Origin of the sequence: Streptomyces sp. NPDC059002 (assembly GCF_042740435.1) — a bacterium.
Lineage (GTDB): Bacteria > Actinomycetota > Actinomycetes > Streptomycetales > Streptomycetaceae > Streptomyces.
Window position 1 is genome coordinate 34,475 of record NZ_JBHYJI010000025.1, and the last position, 18,207, is coordinate 52,681.

At 68.3% G+C, this 18,207-nt stretch carries 18 protein-coding genes and 1 tRNA gene; 5 read left to right on the top strand and 14 right to left on the bottom strand.

Going from position 1 to position 18,207, the window contains the following annotated elements:
* Positions 1-41 precede the first annotated feature (41 nt).
* Complete coding sequence (locus ACFWZ2_RS22690; RefSeq protein ID WP_384548361.1) at positions 42-887, bottom strand: glycerophosphodiester phosphodiesterase; 846 nt, start codon at positions 885-887, stop codon at positions 42-44.
* A 188-nt stretch (positions 888-1,075) separates the two neighbouring features.
* On the opposite strand from ACFWZ2_RS22690, the gene ACFWZ2_RS22695 reads away from it, so the two are divergent.
* Together ACFWZ2_RS22695 and ACFWZ2_RS22700 are read left to right on the top strand one after the other, a co-directional pair.
* Entirely contained in the window at positions 1,076-2,653 is a 1,578-nt protein-coding gene (locus ACFWZ2_RS22695; RefSeq protein ID WP_384548363.1) for a S1C family serine protease, read from the top strand.
* Between the two features lie 70 nt (positions 2,654-2,723).
* Positions 2,724-2,808: transfer RNA gene (locus tag ACFWZ2_RS22700), tRNA-Ser, on the top strand.
* Between the two features lie 262 nt (positions 2,809-3,070).
* Here ACFWZ2_RS22700 and ACFWZ2_RS22705 read toward each other — a convergent pair.
* The 8 genes from ACFWZ2_RS22705 to ACFWZ2_RS22740 form a co-directional block, all read right to left on the bottom strand.
* Complete coding sequence (locus tag ACFWZ2_RS22705) at positions 3,071-3,559, bottom strand: hypothetical protein (protein ID WP_384548365.1); 489 nt, start codon at positions 3,557-3,559, stop codon at positions 3,071-3,073.
* Positions 3,559-4,248, bottom strand: coding sequence for a hypothetical protein (locus ACFWZ2_RS22710; protein WP_384548367.1), 690 nt, complete (start codon positions 4,246-4,248; stop codon positions 3,559-3,561). The genes ACFWZ2_RS22705 and ACFWZ2_RS22710 overlap by 1 nt, the downstream gene beginning before the upstream one ends.
* 206 nt (positions 4,249-4,454) lie before the next feature.
* Positions 4,455-5,852: a tyrosine-type recombinase/integrase gene (locus ACFWZ2_RS22715; RefSeq protein WP_384548369.1), complete on the bottom strand. Its 1,398-nt coding sequence runs from the start codon at positions 5,850-5,852 to the stop codon at positions 4,455-4,457.
* Positions 5,846-6,031 (bottom strand): helix-turn-helix transcriptional regulator, encoded by a 186-nt coding sequence (locus ACFWZ2_RS22720; RefSeq protein ID WP_384548512.1) that lies wholly within the window; start codon positions 6,029-6,031, stop codon positions 5,846-5,848. Before ACFWZ2_RS22720 ends, ACFWZ2_RS22715 begins: the two co-directional genes overlap by 7 nt.
* Before the next feature lie 5 nt (positions 6,032-6,036).
* On the bottom strand, positions 6,037-7,512 hold the full coding sequence (locus ACFWZ2_RS22725; protein WP_384548371.1) for a replication initiator: 1,476 nt from the start codon (positions 7,510-7,512) through the stop codon (positions 6,037-6,039).
* A gap of 137 nt (positions 7,513-7,649) precedes the next feature.
* A complete protein-coding gene (locus ACFWZ2_RS22730) occupies positions 7,650-8,390 on the bottom strand; it encodes a DUF2637 domain-containing protein (protein WP_384548373.1) in 741 nt (246 codons plus the stop codon).
* Positions 8,391-8,433: 43 nt separating this feature from the next.
* On the bottom strand, positions 8,434-9,843 hold the full coding sequence (locus tag ACFWZ2_RS22735; RefSeq protein WP_384548375.1) for a cell division protein FtsK: 1,410 nt from the start codon (positions 9,841-9,843) through the stop codon (positions 8,434-8,436).
* A gap of 203 nt (positions 9,844-10,046) precedes the next feature.
* Positions 10,047-10,403, bottom strand: a complete 357-nt coding sequence (locus ACFWZ2_RS22740) for a hypothetical protein (protein ID WP_384548377.1) — start codon at positions 10,401-10,403, stop codon at positions 10,047-10,049.
* Between the two features lie 188 nt (positions 10,404-10,591).
* Here ACFWZ2_RS22740 and ACFWZ2_RS22745 point away from each other — a divergent pair, with 188 nt between their 5' ends.
* Positions 10,592-10,996, top strand: a complete 405-nt coding sequence (locus ACFWZ2_RS22745) for a GntR family transcriptional regulator (protein WP_384548379.1) — start codon at positions 10,592-10,594, stop codon at positions 10,994-10,996.
* Here the strand turns inward: ACFWZ2_RS22745 and ACFWZ2_RS22750 are convergent.
* From ACFWZ2_RS22750 to ACFWZ2_RS22760, 3 genes are all read right to left on the bottom strand, one after another.
* Positions 10,977-11,318: a hypothetical protein gene (locus ACFWZ2_RS22750; RefSeq protein ID WP_384548380.1), complete on the bottom strand. Its 342-nt coding sequence runs from the start codon at positions 11,316-11,318 to the stop codon at positions 10,977-10,979. The two genes, ACFWZ2_RS22745 and ACFWZ2_RS22750, sit on opposite strands and share 20 nt — an antisense overlap.
* A 1,033-nt stretch (positions 11,319-12,351) precedes the next feature.
* Positions 12,352-13,266 (bottom strand): hypothetical protein, encoded by a 915-nt coding sequence (locus tag ACFWZ2_RS22755; protein ID WP_384548382.1) that lies wholly within the window; start codon positions 13,264-13,266, stop codon positions 12,352-12,354.
* A gap of 439 nt (positions 13,267-13,705) precedes the next feature.
* A complete protein-coding gene (locus ACFWZ2_RS22760) occupies positions 13,706-14,083 on the bottom strand; it encodes a hypothetical protein (RefSeq protein WP_384548384.1) in 378 nt (125 codons plus the stop codon).
* A 175-nt stretch (positions 14,084-14,258) separates the two neighbouring features.
* On the opposite strand from ACFWZ2_RS22760, the gene ACFWZ2_RS22765 reads away from it, so the two are divergent.
* Positions 14,259-15,599, top strand: a complete 1,341-nt coding sequence (locus ACFWZ2_RS22765) for a helix-turn-helix domain-containing protein (RefSeq protein WP_384548385.1) — start codon at positions 14,259-14,261, stop codon at positions 15,597-15,599.
* Here ACFWZ2_RS22765 and ACFWZ2_RS22770 read toward each other — a convergent pair.
* Positions 15,577-16,110: an NUDIX hydrolase gene (locus ACFWZ2_RS22770; protein WP_384548386.1), complete on the bottom strand. Its 534-nt coding sequence runs from the start codon at positions 16,108-16,110 to the stop codon at positions 15,577-15,579. The genes ACFWZ2_RS22765 and ACFWZ2_RS22770 overlap by 23 nt on opposite strands.
* A 165-nt stretch (positions 16,111-16,275) precedes the next feature.
* Between ACFWZ2_RS22770 and ACFWZ2_RS22775 the strand changes: the two genes are divergently transcribed.
* Positions 16,276-16,755: an NUDIX domain-containing protein gene (locus ACFWZ2_RS22775; protein WP_384548388.1), complete on the top strand. Its 480-nt coding sequence runs from the start codon at positions 16,276-16,278 to the stop codon at positions 16,753-16,755.
* A gap of 379 nt (positions 16,756-17,134) precedes the next feature.
* Here ACFWZ2_RS22775 and ACFWZ2_RS22780 read toward each other — a convergent pair whose 3' ends face one another.
* Positions 17,135-17,536: an STAS domain-containing protein gene (locus tag ACFWZ2_RS22780; protein ID WP_384548390.1), complete on the bottom strand. Its 402-nt coding sequence runs from the start codon at positions 17,534-17,536 to the stop codon at positions 17,135-17,137.
* Between the last annotated feature and the right edge of the window lie 671 nt (positions 17,537-18,207).

An 18,207-nucleotide genomic window follows, 5' to 3' on the forward strand; every position in this document is an offset into this window, starting at 1 on the left:
AATACGGACCGAACGCGCCGGTGCACTCCCTGTAACGGAAGTTAGCGGAGGCCGAGCCGGGTCAGTTGGGACAGAACTTGCTTGGGGCGATTGGTGATGATCGCGTCGACACCCAGTTCGGCGCAGAGCTCGACGTCCTCGGGCTCGTTCACCGTCCAGACGTGCACCTGGTGGCCCGCGCGCTTCAGTTTGGCCACGTAGGCGGGGTGGTTGCGGACGATCCGCATGCCCGGGCCCGCGATGCCCACGCCGTCGGGCAGCCGTCCGTCGCGGTGGCGCGGCAGGACGAACTGCATGAGGAAGACCGTCGGCAGTGTCGGCGAGGCGGCCCGCACGCGGTGCAGCGAACGCGCGGAGAAGCTCATGACACGGACCGGGGAAGGCCCTTGGGCGGGCGGGGCGTCCAGGCCGAAGCGCTTGAGGAGCAGCAGGAGGCGCTCCTCCACCTGGCCCGCCCAGCGCGTGGGGTGCTTGGTCTCGATGGCCAGCTGGACGTGGCGGCCCGCCGCGTTGCTCTCGGCCACGAGTTCGAGGAGCCGCTCGAGGGTCAGGACGGAGGTGCCGTCGTCGCCCGCCGGGCCCTCCCAGTCGGGGCCCTCCCCCTCCGCGGTCTCGTCGTGCTCCTTCTTCCAGGAGCCGAAGTCCAGGGCGGCGAGCTCGGCGAGTTCCAGGGCCGAGACGGCTCCTCGGCCGTTCGACGTACGGTTCACACGCCGGTCGTGGACGCAGACGAGATGCCCGTCGGCGGTGAGCCGGACATCGCATTCGAGCGCGTCGGCACCGTCCTCGACGGCCTTCTTGTACGCGGCCAGCGTGTGTTCGGGAGCGTCCTCGGAGGCTCCGCGGTGGGCGACGACCTGGATCTGGTGCTGTCGTGCGAAGGTCACCGCGTCATCGTGCCATCACGGGGTACCCGCGGGCTCGCCCGAGGGCGGCGCCCTGGGACGCCGGACACACAGGATCGGCTTATGGTGCCCTGACAGCCCATGGGAAAAGCTGACTGGAGACACATGCACAGTTGGCACAGCCAGGCCGTGAACGAGAACGACGACAGCATGGACCGAGGAGAAGAGCTGTGAGCACCGAGAACGAGGGCAACGCGGTACCCCCGGCCCCGTCCGCACCTCCCGTGCCGGTGGACGCTCCCGCTGCTGCTCCCGCCGAGTCCGCTGCTTCGGGGGAGCCGGGGGGCCAGGGGCAGGGCCAGGGCCAGGGAGCCCCGGGGGGTCCTGCGGGTCCTGGGGGCCCTGAGGGACCGCACGCGGCGCCCGAACCCGCGCCCGCGCCCGTCCCCGCCAGGGATCCGTACGCCGCCCCCGCCGGGGACCCGTACGCCGCTCAGAGCGCGCAGCACGCCGCCATGGGTGCTGCGGCACCTGCGCAGGGCGCTCCGGCGCACGCCGCACCCGCGTCCGGCGCCGAGGGCTGGCCGCCTCCGCAGCCGCCGGTCATGCCGTCGTACGCGAGTGGGGGCGGGTCCGGCTCCGGCTGGGGCGCCTCGTACCAGCCGGAGGGGCCGAAGCCCGGCGGCCGGCGCGGCGGCCTCGTCGCCGCGGTGCTCGCGGCCGCCCTGATCGCCGGCGGTGTCGGCGGCGGCATCGGGTACTGGGCGGCGGAGCGGAACGACGACGACACCGGTTCGACCACGGTCTCCGCCTCGGACACCCCCGCCGACCTCAAGCGCGAGCCCGGCTCGGTCGCCGACATCGCGAACAAGGCGCTGCCCAGCGTCGTCACCATCGAGGCGCAGAGCGGCGGCGGCGAGGGCGGCACGGGCACCGGCTTCGTCTACGACACGCAGGGCCACATCCTCACCAACAACCACGTGGTGGCCTCGGCGGCCGAGGGCGGAAAGCTCCAGGCGACGTTCTCGAACGGCAAGAAGTACGCCGCCGAGGTGGTCGGCAGGGCCGAGGGCTACGACGTGGCGGTCATCAAGCTCAAGAACGCCCCGGCGGGCCTGAAGCCGCTCACCCTCGGCAATTCCGACCGGGTGGCCGTCGGCGACTCGACGATCGCGATCGGCGCCCCCTTCGGCCTCTCGAACACCGTGACCACGGGCATCGTCAGCGCCAAGAACCGTCCGGTGACCTCCAGCGACGGCGGGCAGAGCGGCAAGAGCTCGTACATGAGCGCCCTGCAGACCGACGCCTCCATCAACCCCGGCAACTCCGGCGGCCCGCTCCTCGACTCGCGCGGCGCGGTCATCGGCATCAACTCCGCGATCAAGCCCGCCGACAGCGGCGGCCTCGGCGGCTCGGGCCAGTCGGGCTCCATCGGCCTCGGCTTCGCGATCCCGGTCAACCAGGCGAAGAACGTCGCACGGCAGCTGATCAAGACGGGCCAGCCCGTCTACCCCGTGATCGGTGCCTCGGTCGCCCTGCAGCAGGACGGCACGAACGGCGCGACGATCTCCCAGGAGGGCCCGGACGGCTCGGGCGCGGTCACCCCGAACGGCCCGGCGGACAAGGCGGGCCTCAAGCCCGGCGACGTCATCACGAAGCTGGACGACTCGGTGATCGACAGCGGCCCGACCCTGATCGGCCAGATCTGGACCCACAAGCCGGGCGACACGGTCAAGCTCACGTACGAGCGCGGCGGCAAGGAACACACGGTCGACGTGACCCTGGGCCAGCGCAAGGGCGACAGCTGACCCACGGCCCACGGAGCCGACCCGCTAGTCTTGTCCCCGCGCCGACCCGGACTTCCGGTGGACGGCGCGGGGTGGGTTGCCCGAGCGGCCTAAGGGAACGGTCTTGAAAACCGTCGTGGCGCGAGTCACCGTGGGTTCAAATCCCACACCCACCGCAGCAGATCAGCATGTGTGCTGGTCAGAAGGGTGTCTCTCACTGAGAGGCACCCTTTCTCATGGGCGGCTGTCTCACCTTGATCCGCGACTGTCACGCTGTGGATCAGGGTGTGTGGACCAGGCGTGGACCACGCTGCGGCCCGAACGAGGCCGCTCACCAGGGGATTTGGGCCAGTGGTGGGGCAGCATTCGTCGGAGGCTGCCCCAGGACGGCGAACAGCGCCCCAAGGCAGGAACCCTGGAGCGCTGTGGCGTTGGCTGCTACTGCCCGACTGTGAGGGACCAGCGGACCGAGGAGGGAGCGGTCACTGTGACTGTGCCCTTTGGCCTCGCCTTCTTGAGGCCCAGCTCGTTGTACGTGCTGCTGACCTCGCCGTCCACGCAGTTGAGCGGGAAGTACATGCCCATAGGCTGGACGGTGACCTTGAGGGTGCCGTTGCCCTGGCAGTTGACGAGCACGGACAGCGGTCCCTTGGCGATATCGCTGAGCGGGATGTTCTGATTTCCCTTGGCCGCTGCGACCTCGGCCAGCGGCTTGCCCTCCGGAAGCTTGGGCGCCTTGCTGACCGATTCCCCGGGGATGTGTTCCGGTCTGGCCGCGTCCTTGGTGGGCGTCGCGGACGGTGTCGGCTTCGACTGGTCCGACGTGTCGTCCGATCCTGAGCAGGCACCAATCGTGAGGCTCACCAGCAGTGCCCCGGCGGCGCAGCTCACGGTGCGGAGGGTTCCCCGCTTGGCGCTGTTGGGCATCAGCTCTCCCAGATGTACCAGCCCACCCGGTACGGGGTGTAGCTGGTGATCGTCTTCTTCGGGGTCGTTGAGCAGTTGCTGTAGTAGGAGTAGCTCTTGCCCTTGTGCTTCAGCCGGTATACCCCGTACTTGGCGTGCGTGGTCTTCTTGGCCGGGGTGTCCACGGTGATGACGTTGCCGAGTTTCGCGGTCAGCTCAAGGGAGAGATTGACGCTGTACTCGTGCTCGATTTCGGCCACCATCGCGCTGGCCTTCACCTTGAGCCCCGCGGACACCGATATGCCGACCTTGGCGGTTACCTCAGCCTCGAACCGGGACTTCGCGGTACGGCTCGTGCCGTTGTAGTTGGAGTTCGTCGGGCCGACGCCCTTGTGGAACTTGCCGCCCTTGCTGGTGGGCCGGTACACACCGCCCGGCGTGCAGTGCTCGGCGGCAGGTCCGGGGTCGGGCTTGCCGACCGGCCACTCGGCCTCCCCGGTGGAGGCCTCGGGGTCTGCGACCTCGATGAGGTCTGTCTCCTCCGGCTCGGCTGGCGGTCCGGGCTGGACGGCGGTGTCTTCTGCGTCTGCCGCGGTGCTGACGACAGGTTCTGTGGTGGCCGCGTCGGCCAGTGCAGGGGTGGTCAGCCCCGCCATAAGGGCAAGTGTCGCCGCCGGTATCAGCAGGCCCTTGCTCGTTCTGATGCTCATGAAGCACCTTCCCCGATGAGCCGCCCTTACTGGGCGGCCGGTGCACTGAAAGTACGGGAGCGGTCGCGGGCGGTGAAGATCTTGTGTGATCTTCTGAGCAAGAATTGAGGTCATGCTTCGGGCATATGCGTCTTCATGGACCGAAAGAGCGCCGCCCTGCCCGATGTGGGTGTGGACGGCGCCTAACGAAACGCGCAGGACTGGCGTCAGTCTTCTTCCTCTGCTGCCTCCAGAGCCCGCTCAATCTGGCGGTTCGATCGTTCCTGACTACGGTGGATGGCCTTCGCGTAGAAGCGGAAAAGGACAGCGATGCTGTGGCCCGCACGGCGCGCGACCTCTGCCGGGGAGACCCCCGACTCAAGCCACAGCGAGACGCCCGCGTGCCGCAGGGAGTACGGCACGTCAGCCAGAGGTGAGGCCGCCTCAGTCTCCGTGAGGACCGCGAGCCGGGCAGCCTTCCAGATTTCGCCGTACTCCTTGGACAGCAGGTGGCCACCCTGCACGGCACGGAACAGGCGGCCGTCCTCTGCAGTCCCGAACTCCTTGATGTGGTCCCGGATCAAACGAACCTGTATGGGCGGGATCGGTACGGCACGAGTGGCCTTGCGGGCCCGCTTCTTCAGGCCGCGTGAGTCGTACGACTCCCCGGAGTCCGTCCAACCCGAGCCCACGCGCGGCGTGCTGGAGGACAGCAGCACTTCGCCCCATCCCTCTTCGGGCAGGGTGAAGTCCGTCTCGCGCAGGCTGGCCGCTTCGCCGGGGCGGTTAGCCGCGTAGTAGAGGCAGCCGAAGAACGCCATCAGATGACGGCCGCGTACCCCCTGGGCGCCAGCTGCCGTGATCAGTTGCTTCGCCAGCTTGGGACCGGGGACGAACTGGAAGTCGATTTCGTCGTCCGTTTCCGGGGACGCCCAGTCGACCTTAGCGAGCGGGAGAGACGGCAACAGCTCCCGTTCCACCGCGTAGCGGAGGCAGTTGGTGAACACCGGGACCTTGCGGTTCACGGTGTTGTCGGCGGCCGGTGCGCCGTCGAGCTTCAGCGCGAGGGCATCGAGCGCGGAGCGGACCACGGATGGGGTGTTCAGGTCCGAGATGTTTACCGACTTGCGGCTGATCCAGTCCAGAGCCGCCGCGATCTCGTCGGGAGGCTGCTGGGCGTCGACCCGGCGCTGCCACGCCTCCTCGCCGTCTCGGACGAACCGGAAGGCCCAGGAGTACAACGCCCTACGCAGCACCCTTGGGGCAGGGGCCCCACGACCATCCTTGACCAGTCGAGGCGTGACCGTCGCCAGAGCATCGGCGATGCCCGCACGGTGCTTGGCCGAGGCGCCCGGCCACTTCATTTCGGTGTACGCGAGGGTGTGCGCGTACCAGGTAGGCGACTTGAGTGCCTGGACTTCGGAGGCGGGCAGGCCGGTTTCCTCGTCGAACTGCTCGCGGTTGCGCAGCGCAGAGAGCAGTTCCGAACGGCGGCCGTCCGCCTGGGCCTTGATCTTGTAGCTCTTGGAGAAGGGCCGGGGGCCTACACGCCAGCGGAGTTGGTATGCCGCAGCGCGGTTGGCCCGCTTGCGGATGCCCCAGATCTGTACGTCGTACGTCAGCATGCGGGGACCTCGCAGGTGGAGAACCAGGCGTCGAGGTCCGAACGGCGAATGCGTATTTGGCCGTTGGGCAGCTTCAGGTACTGAGGCGCCTTGCCGCGGGCCCGCATCCGGTAGAACGCGGCCCGCGACATGCCGATCTCGTCGAGCGCTTCGGCCAGCGTGAGCTTCGGGTCTCGGATGGCAGTCACAGCCAGGGAGCTCCTTCGGACTTGGCGCGTTCCTTGAGGTCGCGCGAGGCGGCGAGGTCATGGCGGACTTGGGCGGCGAGGAGTTCTTCACCGGGGCGGTAGCCGCTGCTGAGGTAGGTCCAGGACGAGGCTGTGACAAGGGTGGTGTTCTCGTCGGTGGTGGGGAGGCCAGCGGAGGCGCGGGCGGCATCGGCTTGGGCGTGACGCCAGGCACGGCGTACGTCGCGCAGTGCGCCGAGGGTGGTGGAGTAGGCGCGGGACTTGCTGGAGAAGTGGCCGCGGAAGCCGAGCATGTGGGCCCACTTCCAGAGTTTGAGGTGGGCGAACTCCGGCAGGTGGCCGAGGGCCCAGGCGGTGCGGATCATCTGCCGGGCGTGCTGCTGGACGGGCAGGGCCTTGATGGGTTCGGCCTGTCCGGTGCCCTCGCAGTCGGCGCACAGGTCGCGGAAGCCGTCGGGGCCCGGTACGTGGCCGCGTCCGGCGCAGGGGCGGCACAGAAGGGTGCGGTCCACGGTGCCCGCGCCTTCGGCGTTCTTGGTGGCGTACTTGGCGACGTATCCGGCGACCTTGGCATCGGTGAGTTCGCCGTCGCCCAGGGCGGTGATGGGGTCGACCTTGAACTTGCGGCCCCAGGTGATGACGCGTTCGCCGACGGCGTCGGACTCGACGATGAGCCGGGCACGCTTCACGGCCTGGCCCACGGCGGCGTTCAGGGCGTCGAAGGTGGCCCAGGGCGGGGGCGGTGTGGTGTGGCCGTCGGGACCGTCGAAGCGGATCACGGCGTGGAAGTGGACCAGGCCGCGCATCTGGTACTCGGCGACCTTGGCGAAGGAGACGCGCAGGGCGGCGTTCAGTGCCTTCTGTGTCATGCCGAGGTGGGCGGCCAGGGCCCGGCGGAGGTAAGTGGTGAAGCGGGCCCAGAGCTGTCCGGCATGGGCGTTCCAGAGCACGGCGCCGGAGTAGTCGTAGGTGGCCGGGCGCAGCGGGGTGCCCAACTCCGGGGCGTCCTCGGTGTGATGGGTGCCGCAGGCGCAGGGGCGGGGCTTGCCCGCGTGGTCGGTCTTGCGGTTGTGGACGGGGCCGAAGGACGGGGCGGTGAGGGTGACGAAGGCGCGGGGGTGGTCGCGGACGGCTTCGGCGACGTTCTTGCCGCCGGACAGTCCGGCTTTGATCAGGTGGTAGGTGTCGGCGGCGTAGACGCGGGAGCAGGCGGGGCAGCGGGAGGAGCGGCGGTTGCCGCAGGTGGTGAGCAGGCGCCCAGTCGGTTCGTCCTCGGAGCGGTAGGAGCGGACCACTTCCTTGGTGGCCCGGTCGGTGGTGACCGTCCAGCCGTGGAGGTTGACGGGGCTCGTGCAGCCGCGCAGGTCGTGGACCTGCTGCTGTACGCGGTCGAAGTCGTGGGTGTTGGCCAGTTCGATCAGGTCCCGCAGGCCGGGGCTGATCACGTGGCGCAGGTCGAGGGGGCGGCGCATGAGGGGCGGGGTCTCCCATCTGGCGTGAGGGTGGGGCCTGCGGGCAGCAGCGAGCAGCGCTCGGGCTGCCCGCAGGCATGGCAGGTCGGGCCCAGGGGGCGAAGGGGGGGTGCCGGGAGTCCGGCGGAGGGGCGGACCTACAGGGCGGCGTGGAGGGCGGTGGCCATGGGCAGGCCGATGCCGAGCCGCATCTTGAGTTGGGCCGCGGTGATGGATTCGCCGTGCTCACCGTGGTGCGATGCGGCGATGGAACGTGCTTCGGCAAGCAGCGGTTCGGGGACCTTGACCGCAGGCGCAGGCGCGACGAGGGCAGCCGGGGCAGGGAGCGGTGCTACCGAAGCCGGAGCCGAAGCCGGAGCCGGTTCCGGCGCGACGGGCGGGGCAGGCGTTGCGGCGCGTTCCGTCTCGGCGGGGGCCGGGACAGGCTCTTGGGCCGGTTCCGTCTCAGCGGTGGGCGCCGGGGCGGTGGCGCTGGAGGAGACCTCGTGGAAGGAGCGCAGCAGCTGTGGGCCGACCGCTCCCCAGCCCAGGAGGAGCAGCGGGGCCACGGCGTCGATGGCGGCGCGGCCGTAGTGTCCGACGGCGAGGGGTTCGGCGACGTTGAGCGCCAGGGTCAGCAGGCCGGACACGTGCATGAGGCGGGTTGCCGCCTTCATCTGCTCGGGCGGGACGCCGCGCAGGGAGAGGTAGCGCAGGGCCACCAGGAGGCCGACCACGGACAGGTCGACCATCGGGGCGATGAGCGGTGCGATCGGGGCGGGGACGCCCAGGCGCAGGGCCAGGGACCAGACGTTGCCGAAGGAGAAGACGAACGCCAGCGCGGCGATGATGGCCATGACCACGGTCACGGTGCGCTGGGTGATCCGGTCCTCAGACATGGAGAGTTCACCTCCTTTCGCGGGTGTACGGGGGTCGATGTGGTCAGGCCGCCATCGCGGGGGGCTCGGGGGCGTCCTTGGCGAGGTCCACGGCCGTGCGCCCGGTCAGGTTCTCCAGGAGCCGGGCCGGGTGCTGCGTCAGGTGGGCGGTCTGCTCGGCGACGCGGGCGGCGTCCTCGTCGGCGACGTAGGGGGTGCGGATGCGCATGAAGCCGGGGCGGCCGTGCTGGGACATGACCGCGACGCCGACGTAGGCGGGGTCCTGGAGGGTGACCGGGCTGGCGTCGGGCCACTCCCGGATGTCGTCGCCGAGCGCGGCCACGGCGGCGTCGACGGTCTTCTGCGCGAAGGACAGGCCGACCGGGCACACGTCGCGGATGAAGGTGGGGATGGCGTCACCGGTGGTCTTCTGCGTGGTGAGCAGGGTCAGGAAGCCGACCGAGCGGCCCTTCTTCACCAGGTCTTCCACCAGGCGGGCATTCTCCGCCGCGAGCGCGGCCAGCCGCTTCGTGGCCGCATCCGAGCCCTTGTGGTCGCGGAAGTAGGTGTGGGCCTCGTCGATGACGATGACGACCAGCGGCCAGTCAGCCGAGGGACCGACGTGCCACATGTTCTTCACGCCCAGCACGTTGCGGATCGACGCGGAGCGGCCACGGCGCAGCTCCACCAGCTCTTTGAAGAGCTTGTTCGCCTCCTCCAGGTCATCCCCGCAGAACGCGAACGCCCGCTGTACCAGGTCGGCGTAGTCGCCCTCATAGGCGTGGGACACCTTCCCGTCGAAGAAGACGTACTGAACGGCAGGCGAGGGCGCCCAGTCACACACCAGCCGGTTCACACACGAGGTCTTCCCAAAGCCCGGCAGGCCGCCGACCGCCACCCCGGGCACCTCCTTGAGAGGCACGAAGACGGGCATGCCGAACTCGTCCACCCCCAGATCCCACTTCGCGTACTCCTGTGGCGGACGCCCGGTGGGCACGTGAGCCGTCGGCGTGATCAGCGGGTCCACCCGCACCCCGCGCAACATGACCTGCCCAGGCTTGTCCCCCGGCATCGCCGACACACGGGTCATACGCCAGGCATCCGCCAGGTAGGGGGCGGCCTTCTGGAACTCCGCCAGACTGACGCCCGGCAGGCAGTTCGCCCGCGCGATCACCCCGTACGCGTCATGCGCGACCTTCAGGGCGGGGACCAGGACGCGGGGCTTGACCGGCTTGTTGTCCGTGCTGGCCAGCGACGCCAGCGCGGTCGGCATCTTGTCCGTCACCGACAGCTTCAGCATCAGCGCGAGCCGCTTCCACGTCCGCCGGATACGTACGGCCTGCCGGATCGACTGCCGCGTCATGGCATCGGCACGTATGTAGCGCACCACCCACCACACCGCCCAACCGACCAGCACGGCCAGGCCGAGCAGCACGACGAGCGGGGCGAGGCCGGACACCTCCTGCACAGACATTCATTGCTCCCTGGGGTAGTAGAGGAAAGCCGTCAAAGCCGATTCGAGAGCCGCCCAGTCCTCAACGGACGCCAGGGGCGGATAGCCGTAACCGACCAGCACCGCCGCCACCGACGTCACGAGGGATTGACCAGGCCGGGCATCCGGCCCGGCGTGAGGCAACGGGTAGCTGCCATAGACGCCGGACCGGAAAGCGGCGCCGCTCACGCCGCGTCGGCGGCCTGGACCGGGGCGGCGAGTTCGATGCGGTCCGCGCGGTAGGCGATGCCGTCCGACAGCGAGCCGTTGAAGATCCGGGCCCACGGGGTGGCGAACAGCTCCACCGGCCGCACCGGCAGCCCCGGCTTCAGCCCGTTGGGAAGACCGGTCTCCGGAACGGTGATCTTCAGTGCCTCGGCGCGGTCCTCCTCCATGAAGAAGAGGGTGATCGTGTAGAGCTTCGCGCCGGTCTCGCGGTCGGTCGCGAACTGGGTCTTCTCCTGGTCCGCGTACTTCGGCACCGGCAGGGTGCCGACCATGAACGCAGCGGTCGGGAGCAGGCCAACACGGATACGGGCCATGGGAGTTACGTCCTTTCAGCAGGTTCTCCGCCGGGCGGCGAAGCGAGATCAACAGTGCACTACCCCCAACAGGTGCGTCAAGCGCCTAGCGCACCTTTCGCATGGCGTGAGCTAGCTCAGCGTGGGCAAGGGTGTGCCGCGTCAGGGTCTTACTGCGCGAGGTGAGCTAGGCCCGCTACCCTCGGACCATGAAGCTGCCCAAGGATTCCGACACTCCGCCGTACCGCCTGGTCGCCGAGGAGTTGCGGCGGCAGATTCGCTCCGGGCGCCTCAAGCCGGGCGAGCGGGTCCCTTCGTCGCGCGACCTCGAAGCGAGCTACGAAATCGCGAACATGACCGCGCGATCCGCGTTGCGCATGCTGCGCGATGAAGGGCTGATCTACTCCATGCCGGGGCGGGGCAACTTCGTTGCCGATCCCCTGCCCTCAGAGGCCGACCCGAAGGCCGGCGCTCCCGAGGCGGCAAGCAGCGGGCGAATGCCCACGCCGGAATACATCGAGCTGTCCGAACGACTGGACGCCATAAACGCCAGGCTCGACAGCCTGTTGCAGGTCTTCCAGCAACTCGGCGGCGCTACCGGCCCGAAGAAGTAGCGGAGCCCTTCTCGGCGACCCGACGCGCCATCTCTTCCAGCCGCGTCAGCTTCTCTTCCACCTCCTTGAGTCGCGCCGCAATACGTGCCGCCTCGTCCTCGTTCATGCCCACCCGTTCGTCGCCGTGCCGTTGTTGCGTGTCGCGTTCAGCCAGCTCCCGAAGGCTTGCCCGCACCGTCCAGCAAGGCGCCATCGCGGCTGTTGAGGTAGGTCTACCGGCCAGGCCGGACACGTACGAGGTGCACGGTGCTTCGCTCCCGCCTGGCGGGCAGAAACCTTCTTTTGCGTCCCGCCGGGCGGGATCGCGCCCCCGTGTGCTCACGTCGCTCCTCCTCCATCGACCGCATTTCGCGGCTCAACACATCTCGCTTACACACGGGGAAGGGGGCTGAAGTCCGCCCCGATGTGACACCCGGCTCCGTGATCCACGGCACATGGCACTCTCCCGATCTCCGGCATGGCCCTGTCGGACCCCTCACTTGCTAGAGGTGTCGAAAACTCGGTCGGTGTGACAGTCGCCGGGCAGAAATCAGCTCAGCACACGCCACTTACCACCTCGCTTACCACCAGCCGCTTACCAAGGTGGCGAAAGGATCACAGATGGCCTGGTAAGCCCCGCAAGGGGCAGCGCTTCGTCGTGTGACCGGCCAAGGGCCCAGCGCAGCAGAGCTGTTCAGAGTTTCTTTACTGGATCAAGGCGGCCCGCCTGCGGCGGTCCGCGCGCGCTGGCGGCCCGTGGCCGCCGCCGCTCCATGTCTCCGCCACCGCTGCGGCGGCCCCCCGCCGCTCAGCGCGCAGTACCGCCAAGGCGGACAGTCAGACCAGGAAGCAGCTCGACCACTTCGAGCTCCAGGACCAGGCCGACGCCCGCCGAGCGCAGCCACGCCACCCAACCGCCCACCGCTCAACGCCACATGACCCTCAGAACAGCAACCCGAGCCCAGTGGCCAAGCAGCGTCGGCAACGCCCAGGCCGGACCGAACAGCGGACCGTGACGCATATAGGTAGCGTGGCTGAGACCGGTACGGGGTTGCTGGAGACATACGTGACGGGTGCTTGTTCGGCACTCCCGCCGTCGTGGCTGACTTTCGGTGGCTGATGTCAGAACTGGGCTTCCAACGGCCGTGCAGCAACATGGATCCTCTTCGACTCGAAGACGGGGAACCGGAGTTGCAGCCGCACCCGCATTCGGACACGACGATCACCCCGGTACCATCGGCACCGGGGTCCTGATCAGGGATTCCACGACCGGACCACCCCGGAATGCTGTCCAGGCGGAGGGGTGGTCCGGTCTTCACGTTGCGGGCGTCCGCCGCTTGCCTCACGGGCAGCGAACGCCGGGGCTTACACAGCCATCAGGCCGCACGGGGCGCTTGGGCGGTGATGCGCTTCCACCACGCCGTCACGTCCCGGGCCTCCTCGATCGTCGGCAGCAGCGACAGGTCCGACCACACCCGGTTCAACTGGCCCCGGCCACCCTCGAATCCGACCACGGCCTCTACCCACGCCAGGCCCGCCTCGTACAACTCATGCGGCGGGCCGATCGTCGCCGACCGGGACGGCAACCACACTGAACGCAGCGGCTCCTGCGCCGTCTTGGCACGCAGCTCCTGTTCCGGGATCAACTCCTCGTGGATGTACCGCGTGAACTCCGCGGACTCCCGACCGGTCAGCTCGCGGCCGACCTGGACCCCGAAGAGCCGCCGGGTCACCTTCCGCGCGCACCAGAAGCCGTGCCCCGAAGCGACGAAGTGCGAGTACCCGAGGATGCCGCGCCGCTCGGGGCACGCCATCGTGTGAGCGCGCGAGATCAGCCCGTCCCCGGCATGGTGCTCGGCCAGGTGACACAACTCCCTGGCCACGAACATGGTGACCTCGCACTCCCCGGCACCCTGGTGGTACAGGGCATCAGGCATGAACAGGATCGTGGGACCCTCACAGTTCCCGCGCCGCTCCACGATGGTGCTGGCACCCGCAAGCATCCAGTGCCGCCACAGGTTCTCCTCCCGCAGCATCAGAAGGTCGTGAAACCCCTGCGCCTCCTCCTCGGACAGGGTGAGTTCCGCGATGTCCCGGTGCAGCCCCCTGCGTTGCTCGGCACTGACGTCGGCCACGAAGCCATGACGGGACGTGAGGCGGATCGTCGCCGCCTCAGGCAGAGACAGCCCGGTGATCTCCTCGACGAGTGGCGCGACCGCCCTGGCGGCCTTCTCGATCATCTTCCGGAACTCGGGTCGCGCCGGGCTCTCGGTGATCAGGGATAGGCGCATCAACAGACCTTCCAGACTCATGGCTGTACGAGGGTGACTGTGTTGTGGGAGTGGAGATCAGCGTCAGCGGGACGACCACCGCGGACGCGCCGATGATGATGAGCAGCATGAGAACCCGCTGCTTCACCGCCCTGCCGCCCACCGCGCGGATATCCGGGTAGAGGCCGGCCGCCGGGCTAAGCGTCGGCGTATGAGGGGGTCCAGGAAGGGCAGCACCATTCAACTCACTCGTGAAATAGGGGGGTTGGTGTTCCCCGCCCTGCCGGGGTCAGTGGGACCGATGCTCGGGGGAGCCATGCCGACAGGGCGGGGAGTCAGGGGTGGGGGTGCGGGCCGACTGGCCCAGCTCTAGGGCACCCACCAGGAGACGGCAGCCGCGCACAGCGGGCCGATCACTGTGGCCGCGCACAGCACCGTCATGAGAGCCGCGCGAGTGCGCTCACTCACCGCGCCGGATCCGAGCAATGTGCATCGCACGGAACAACGCCGTGACCTCGGCGACGTGCTTGCACTGCGTCCAGGCCATCACCCGGTTCGGGCCGCCAAGGTCCTCGGGCAGGTTCACCGTCTTACCGATGGTGCGCAGCGTGCGATCTGCGTTTTGGTAGTCCCGCTCACGCCGGGCATCGCCACCGGTGTGCGGACGCTCCGCCGCCACGAGAACCCTGAGGGCGTCGAGCAGACGCCGCATGGTCGCGAGGCTGTCTTCCCGGCCAGGGACCTCGAACACCACACGACGCCCCCACGCGATGTCGTCGGCGGTCTTTCCCAGGTCCAACTCGAAGCCAGCACCTGCCGCACTCACGCTCTTCGTCATGATCCCTCCAGACCGGAGGACTGACCCCCGGCAAGCAGTCGCGTCTGTTCGTTCGCCATGTTGAGAGCTTCGCGAGTTCAGCGACCGTGCTGAAAGGCCCAGCTGATTACCCAACTTGGGTAACATCACGACTGGTGACACGTAGCAACGTTGGGTAGTCCTTGGGAGCTTCACGATGACCGAGCAGTCCCGTCCGCAGGAACTTCCTGCCGGGCTGCTGACCGACCCTGAGATGATCGACGCATGTCGGGGGCGCGACTTCGCCCGGGTCTTCCGGATGGTCAAGGCCAGAGCAGGCATCTACCCCTCAATGATCGCCAGAAGATGCGAGCTGACGCCCAGTCGAGTCGGTGAAGTCATCTCTGGTCGACGGCAGTTGCTCCACATGGACGTCGTCGAGCGCATCGCCGACGGCCTGCGTATCCCAGGGCACATGCTGGGGCTTGCGCGACGGCCATGGGAGACGCCCCAGCCCCTCGGAGCCACCGAGCCCGAGGCACCCCAAGAGGCAGAGCCGGACAGGGGTGCGCCCGCTACTCTGCCTGGGCCGGATGTGGACAGCATCTTGGCGCTGACCACCAGATCAACCCTCAGCGCAGCCACCCTTGAGGCATTCCATTCGTCCATCGAGGACTACTGGCGACGCGATGACCAGCACGGCGGCGAGGCACTGAGACCAGCCATCGTCGGGCAACTGCGGTACGTGGTCGGACTCCTGAAAGAGAACCGGCCTGCCGCCATCCAGAACGGGCTGTACGGAGTCGCGGCCGAACTCGCACGTCTCGCCGGATGGACCTACTTCGACGCCCGCCAGTACAACCAAGCCCGCGCCTACTTCACCGAGGCGCTGCAACTGGCCAGGGAGAGCGACGACCGCCAGACCATGGCCAACGTCCTGGCCTGCATGAGCTTGCAGGCGACCTACCAGGACAAGCCCGCGGACTCGCTCGCGTTCGTGACCGCCGCCCAGGACCAAGCCCGGACGGCTCTGGGCACTACCCCGCGAGTCCTGTCGATGCTGTCCATGCGCGAAGCCTTCGCACACGCCACGCTCGGGAACAGGGACTCCACCCACCGAGCCATCGGGGAGGCGCACCACCACTTCGAGGCGATCCAGGCGAACGACCTCGACCCATCGTGGGTGACCTACTTCGACGAACCGAAGCTCATCGTGGACACCGGCATCGCTCACGGGCGGTTGGGCGAGGCCGCGACGGCGGAACCTCTGATCGCGGACGCATTGCGGCGGGAGAACCACTCCAACCAGCGCGGTCGTGCATTCCACGCGTTCTGGCTGGCACGTACGCAGTTGGACCAAGGCAAGCTCGACCAGGCGTGTCACACGGCCACACAGGCCCTGGAATCGGCGTCTGTGGTGGCGTCCGAGCGCGTGACGGGCCATCTCAGGGAGTTCTACGACCAGTTGGCCCCACACAGGCAGGAGCCCGTAGCCCTGGCCTTCGAGGCGCGGCTACGGGCACTCCTACCGTCGGTTAGCGGATCGATTCATCCATGAGCAGGTAGAGGAGGCCGACGAGCGAACCACTGCTCACGATCTCCTTGCGGTCGATCATCCCTCGTACCTCTGAGAGGGGAATCCACTCGATGCGGTCTGACTCGTTCTTCTCGGTCGGTGGCCCCGCGTAGGTGGCGCCGTCGATGCGGAAGACGTGGTGCTGGGAGTCTGTGATCCCGTTGGCGGGCTCGGCGTAGATGAGGGACTTGACGGGGCCAGGCTCGTAGCCGGTCTCCTCCAGGACTTCGCGAGCCGCCGCCTCTTCAGGAGTCTCACCCTCCTCCACCAGGCCCATGGGCAACTCCCAGGCCCAGGAGTTCGTGATGAAGCGATGCCGCCACATCATCAGGACTTCTTGCCGATCGTTCACCACGGCGGCAACGGCCAGGTGCCGAAGGCGAACGACGTGGTACTCCCACCTGCGCCCGTCAGGCTGTTGGACGTCGACCAGGCACAGATTCACCCACTTGTTGGTGTAGACCTGTCGCTCACCGTGGGTCTTCCACTCCATACTTGCGGCCCCTCTCGATCGGTCTCCAGGATCTCAGACTGATCGGGGAGCGGACGCAAGTTCGGCTCTTTTCGCGTCAGACTGACGAGATTTACTTACGCTGCCCCTGTGTGGCATCTCCGCCACCATGGCGACGGCGGAGCCAGAACAGCAGGAAGGGTGACCATGGCGTGGGCCGAGAACGAGCATGAACAGCGGATGGCGCGACCGAGGATGGCGGCGGGCGCCCTGTTCTTCGATGCCCAGGGACGTGTGTTGCTGGTCCGTCCTTCGTACAAGCCGATGTGGGAGATCCCCGGCGGGTACATCGAGACGGGCGAATCCCCCTTGGCCGCATGCCGCCGCGAAGTCGAGGAGGAGCTAGGCATCACACCGGCCATTGGCCCGCTCCTGGTGATCGACTGGGCACCGAACTCCGGCGAGGGCGACAAGGTCCTCTACATCTTCGACGGCGGTGAGCTGAACGCGGACGCCGCGGCGTTGATCAAGCTCGCCGCTGACGAGCTGTTGGCCGCCGAGTTCCACCCGGTGGAAGACGTCGATCAGCTTCTGATCCCCAGACTGGCCCGCAGAGTAAAGCGCGCCGTGAGCGCGCGAGGCGAAGGCCAGGCCACCTACCTCGAACAGGGCGAGCCGCCAGCTTAGCCAATTCATGATCGCTAACGTGGGCGATCAGTTCGCGAGGTCGGCAGGGCCCTCGCAGGTCGCTGTCCAATCCTTCAGCCGTAGTCGTCACGGAAACGCGGTCACGCCCGACTGCAAAGAGCGCCTGTCAGCGGTGCCCGCGTCTGGTGGCGGCATGGCAGGGCCTGCTTCGGGAAGTCGGTCCCTATGGCGATGGATGCTCAGCGGAGTCCGCTGTGGGGGCGGCTGAACGTCAACTGTGAGCGTGCCCGTCAGTTGGTACGGACGGCACGTCTGTTGACCGAGGAGAGAGACCGGCTGCTCGACGAGCACTATCGGCTCAGGCATCAACTGGCCTGCGTCGCTGAGGAGCGTCGGACCTTCCTGCGGTAGCGAGCGGCTATGCATCCCCTGATGGGCGCCTGCCGGGTCGTGGCGGGAGGTAGCCGCCCCCTCCGGTCAAGGGCAGGCGGGGATAGAGGCCGGTGCGGTCGAGTGCTCGGCGGATGGCGGGACTTGCTGCGATGAGGGTGAGGCGGCCGTCGGCGTGCTGAAGTGCGCTGCGGATGCCGAGCAGGGTGTAAAGACTGGCGTTGTCGCACCAAGTGATCGCGGACAGGTCCAGGGTGATGTGTCGTTTGCCATCGGCCAAGATGTCCACGACCGCGTCACACAGGGCGGGGACGGTGGCGTAGTCCAGGTCCCCGGCCAGCCGGAGCAGGACGTGGCGGTCGCTGGCGGTGGACGCGTCTTGGATGGTCAGCCGCTCCTGCGCGTCGGTTGTGTTGTACTCCCCCGCCATATGGCCAGTTCTGTCGCATCGAGAGCAATGCGTCAAGGCCGTCCAGGGCGGTGGCATGGGTGTTCCCGGACCGGGTAGGTGCGCAAGACACCTTGGTCTTGGCCCGATCCCCGCTGAGCCGGGTGGGGCGGCCACCGCCTGGCCGGGATGTGTCCGGCAGGGCGGCGGCCGCGTGCACGAGCCCCGAGGGCTCCCTACCTTCGGGCTCGCGCGAGAGGGTCCTGGCCGATGGACGGGGGGCATTGCGGGAGGATGCCCCCCGCCCGTGTTCGCTGTCGGCAGGACGGGGTTCGGTGGTTCCTGTTGTCCTGCTCGGAGCGTAGGACGGTCTTCCGGGTCCGGACAGGCCCACACTGGCCTGGTACTTCTGATTCCCCTGCGCGGCTGGGCCTTTGCCGGTTCCGGGCTGCACTCATGGTGCGGCGCTTGACGGCAGTACTGACGGCAACGACGGCACACGGCGTCTCACGACCGCGATCTTGGGCGATCAACGCGGCAAGGTGAGGCACCCCTCCAAGGCGCTGCCCGATCCTCGGCTGATGAGGACGAGGTGCGAGCCGGAGCCAGTGGACCAGGTGTGGACCACCGAGGCCCCTGTCCCCAGCCGCAGGCAGCGTATCGGCAGGTCAGCGATCCAGCGCCGCCGGAGAGGTACGCGGTCTTGAAAACCG

What these genes read in the sequence shown, in the direction of transcription:
- ACFWZ2_RS22775 (WP_384548388.1), top strand. Translation starts at nt 16,276, where the DNA reads ATGGCGTGGGCCGAGAACGAGCATGAACAGCGGATGGCGCGACCGAGG.
- ACFWZ2_RS22760 (WP_384548384.1), bottom strand. Translation starts at nt 14,083, where the DNA reads ATGACGAAGAGCGTGAGTGCGGCAGGTGCTGGCTTCGAGTTGGACCTG.
- ACFWZ2_RS22735 (WP_384548375.1), bottom strand. Translation starts at nt 9,843, where the DNA reads ATGTCTGTGCAGGAGGTGTCCGGCCTCGCCCCGCTCGTCGTGCTGCTC.
- ACFWZ2_RS22765 (WP_384548385.1), top strand. Translation starts at nt 14,259, where the DNA reads ATGACCGAGCAGTCCCGTCCGCAGGAACTTCCTGCCGGGCTGCTGACC.
- ACFWZ2_RS22730 (WP_384548373.1), bottom strand. Translation starts at nt 8,390, where the DNA reads ATGTCTGAGGACCGGATCACCCAGCGCACCGTGACCGTGGTCATGGCC.
- ACFWZ2_RS22725 (WP_384548371.1), bottom strand. Translation starts at nt 7,512, where the DNA reads ATGCGCCGCCCCCTCGACCTGCGCCACGTGATCAGCCCCGGCCTGCGG.
- ACFWZ2_RS22770 (WP_384548386.1), bottom strand. Translation starts at nt 16,110, where the DNA reads ATGGAGTGGAAGACCCACGGTGAGCGACAGGTCTACACCAACAAGTGG.
- ACFWZ2_RS22710 (WP_384548367.1), bottom strand. Translation starts at nt 4,248, where the DNA reads ATGAGCATCAGAACGAGCAAGGGCCTGCTGATACCGGCGGCGACACTT.
- ACFWZ2_RS22745 (WP_384548379.1), top strand. Translation starts at nt 10,592, where the DNA reads ATGAAGCTGCCCAAGGATTCCGACACTCCGCCGTACCGCCTGGTCGCC.
- ACFWZ2_RS22705 (WP_384548365.1), bottom strand. Translation starts at nt 3,559, where the DNA reads ATGCCCAACAGCGCCAAGCGGGGAACCCTCCGCACCGTGAGCTGCGCC.
- ACFWZ2_RS22740 (WP_384548377.1), bottom strand. Translation starts at nt 10,403, where the DNA reads ATGGCCCGTATCCGTGTTGGCCTGCTCCCGACCGCTGCGTTCATGGTC.
- ACFWZ2_RS22780 (WP_384548390.1), bottom strand. Translation starts at nt 17,536, where the DNA reads ATGGCGGGGGAGTACAACACAACCGACGCGCAGGAGCGGCTGACCATC.
- ACFWZ2_RS22715 (WP_384548369.1), bottom strand. Translation starts at nt 5,852, where the DNA reads ATGCTGACGTACGACGTACAGATCTGGGGCATCCGCAAGCGGGCCAAC.
- ACFWZ2_RS22755 (WP_384548382.1), bottom strand. Translation starts at nt 13,266, where the DNA reads ATGCGCCTATCCCTGATCACCGAGAGCCCGGCGCGACCCGAGTTCCGG.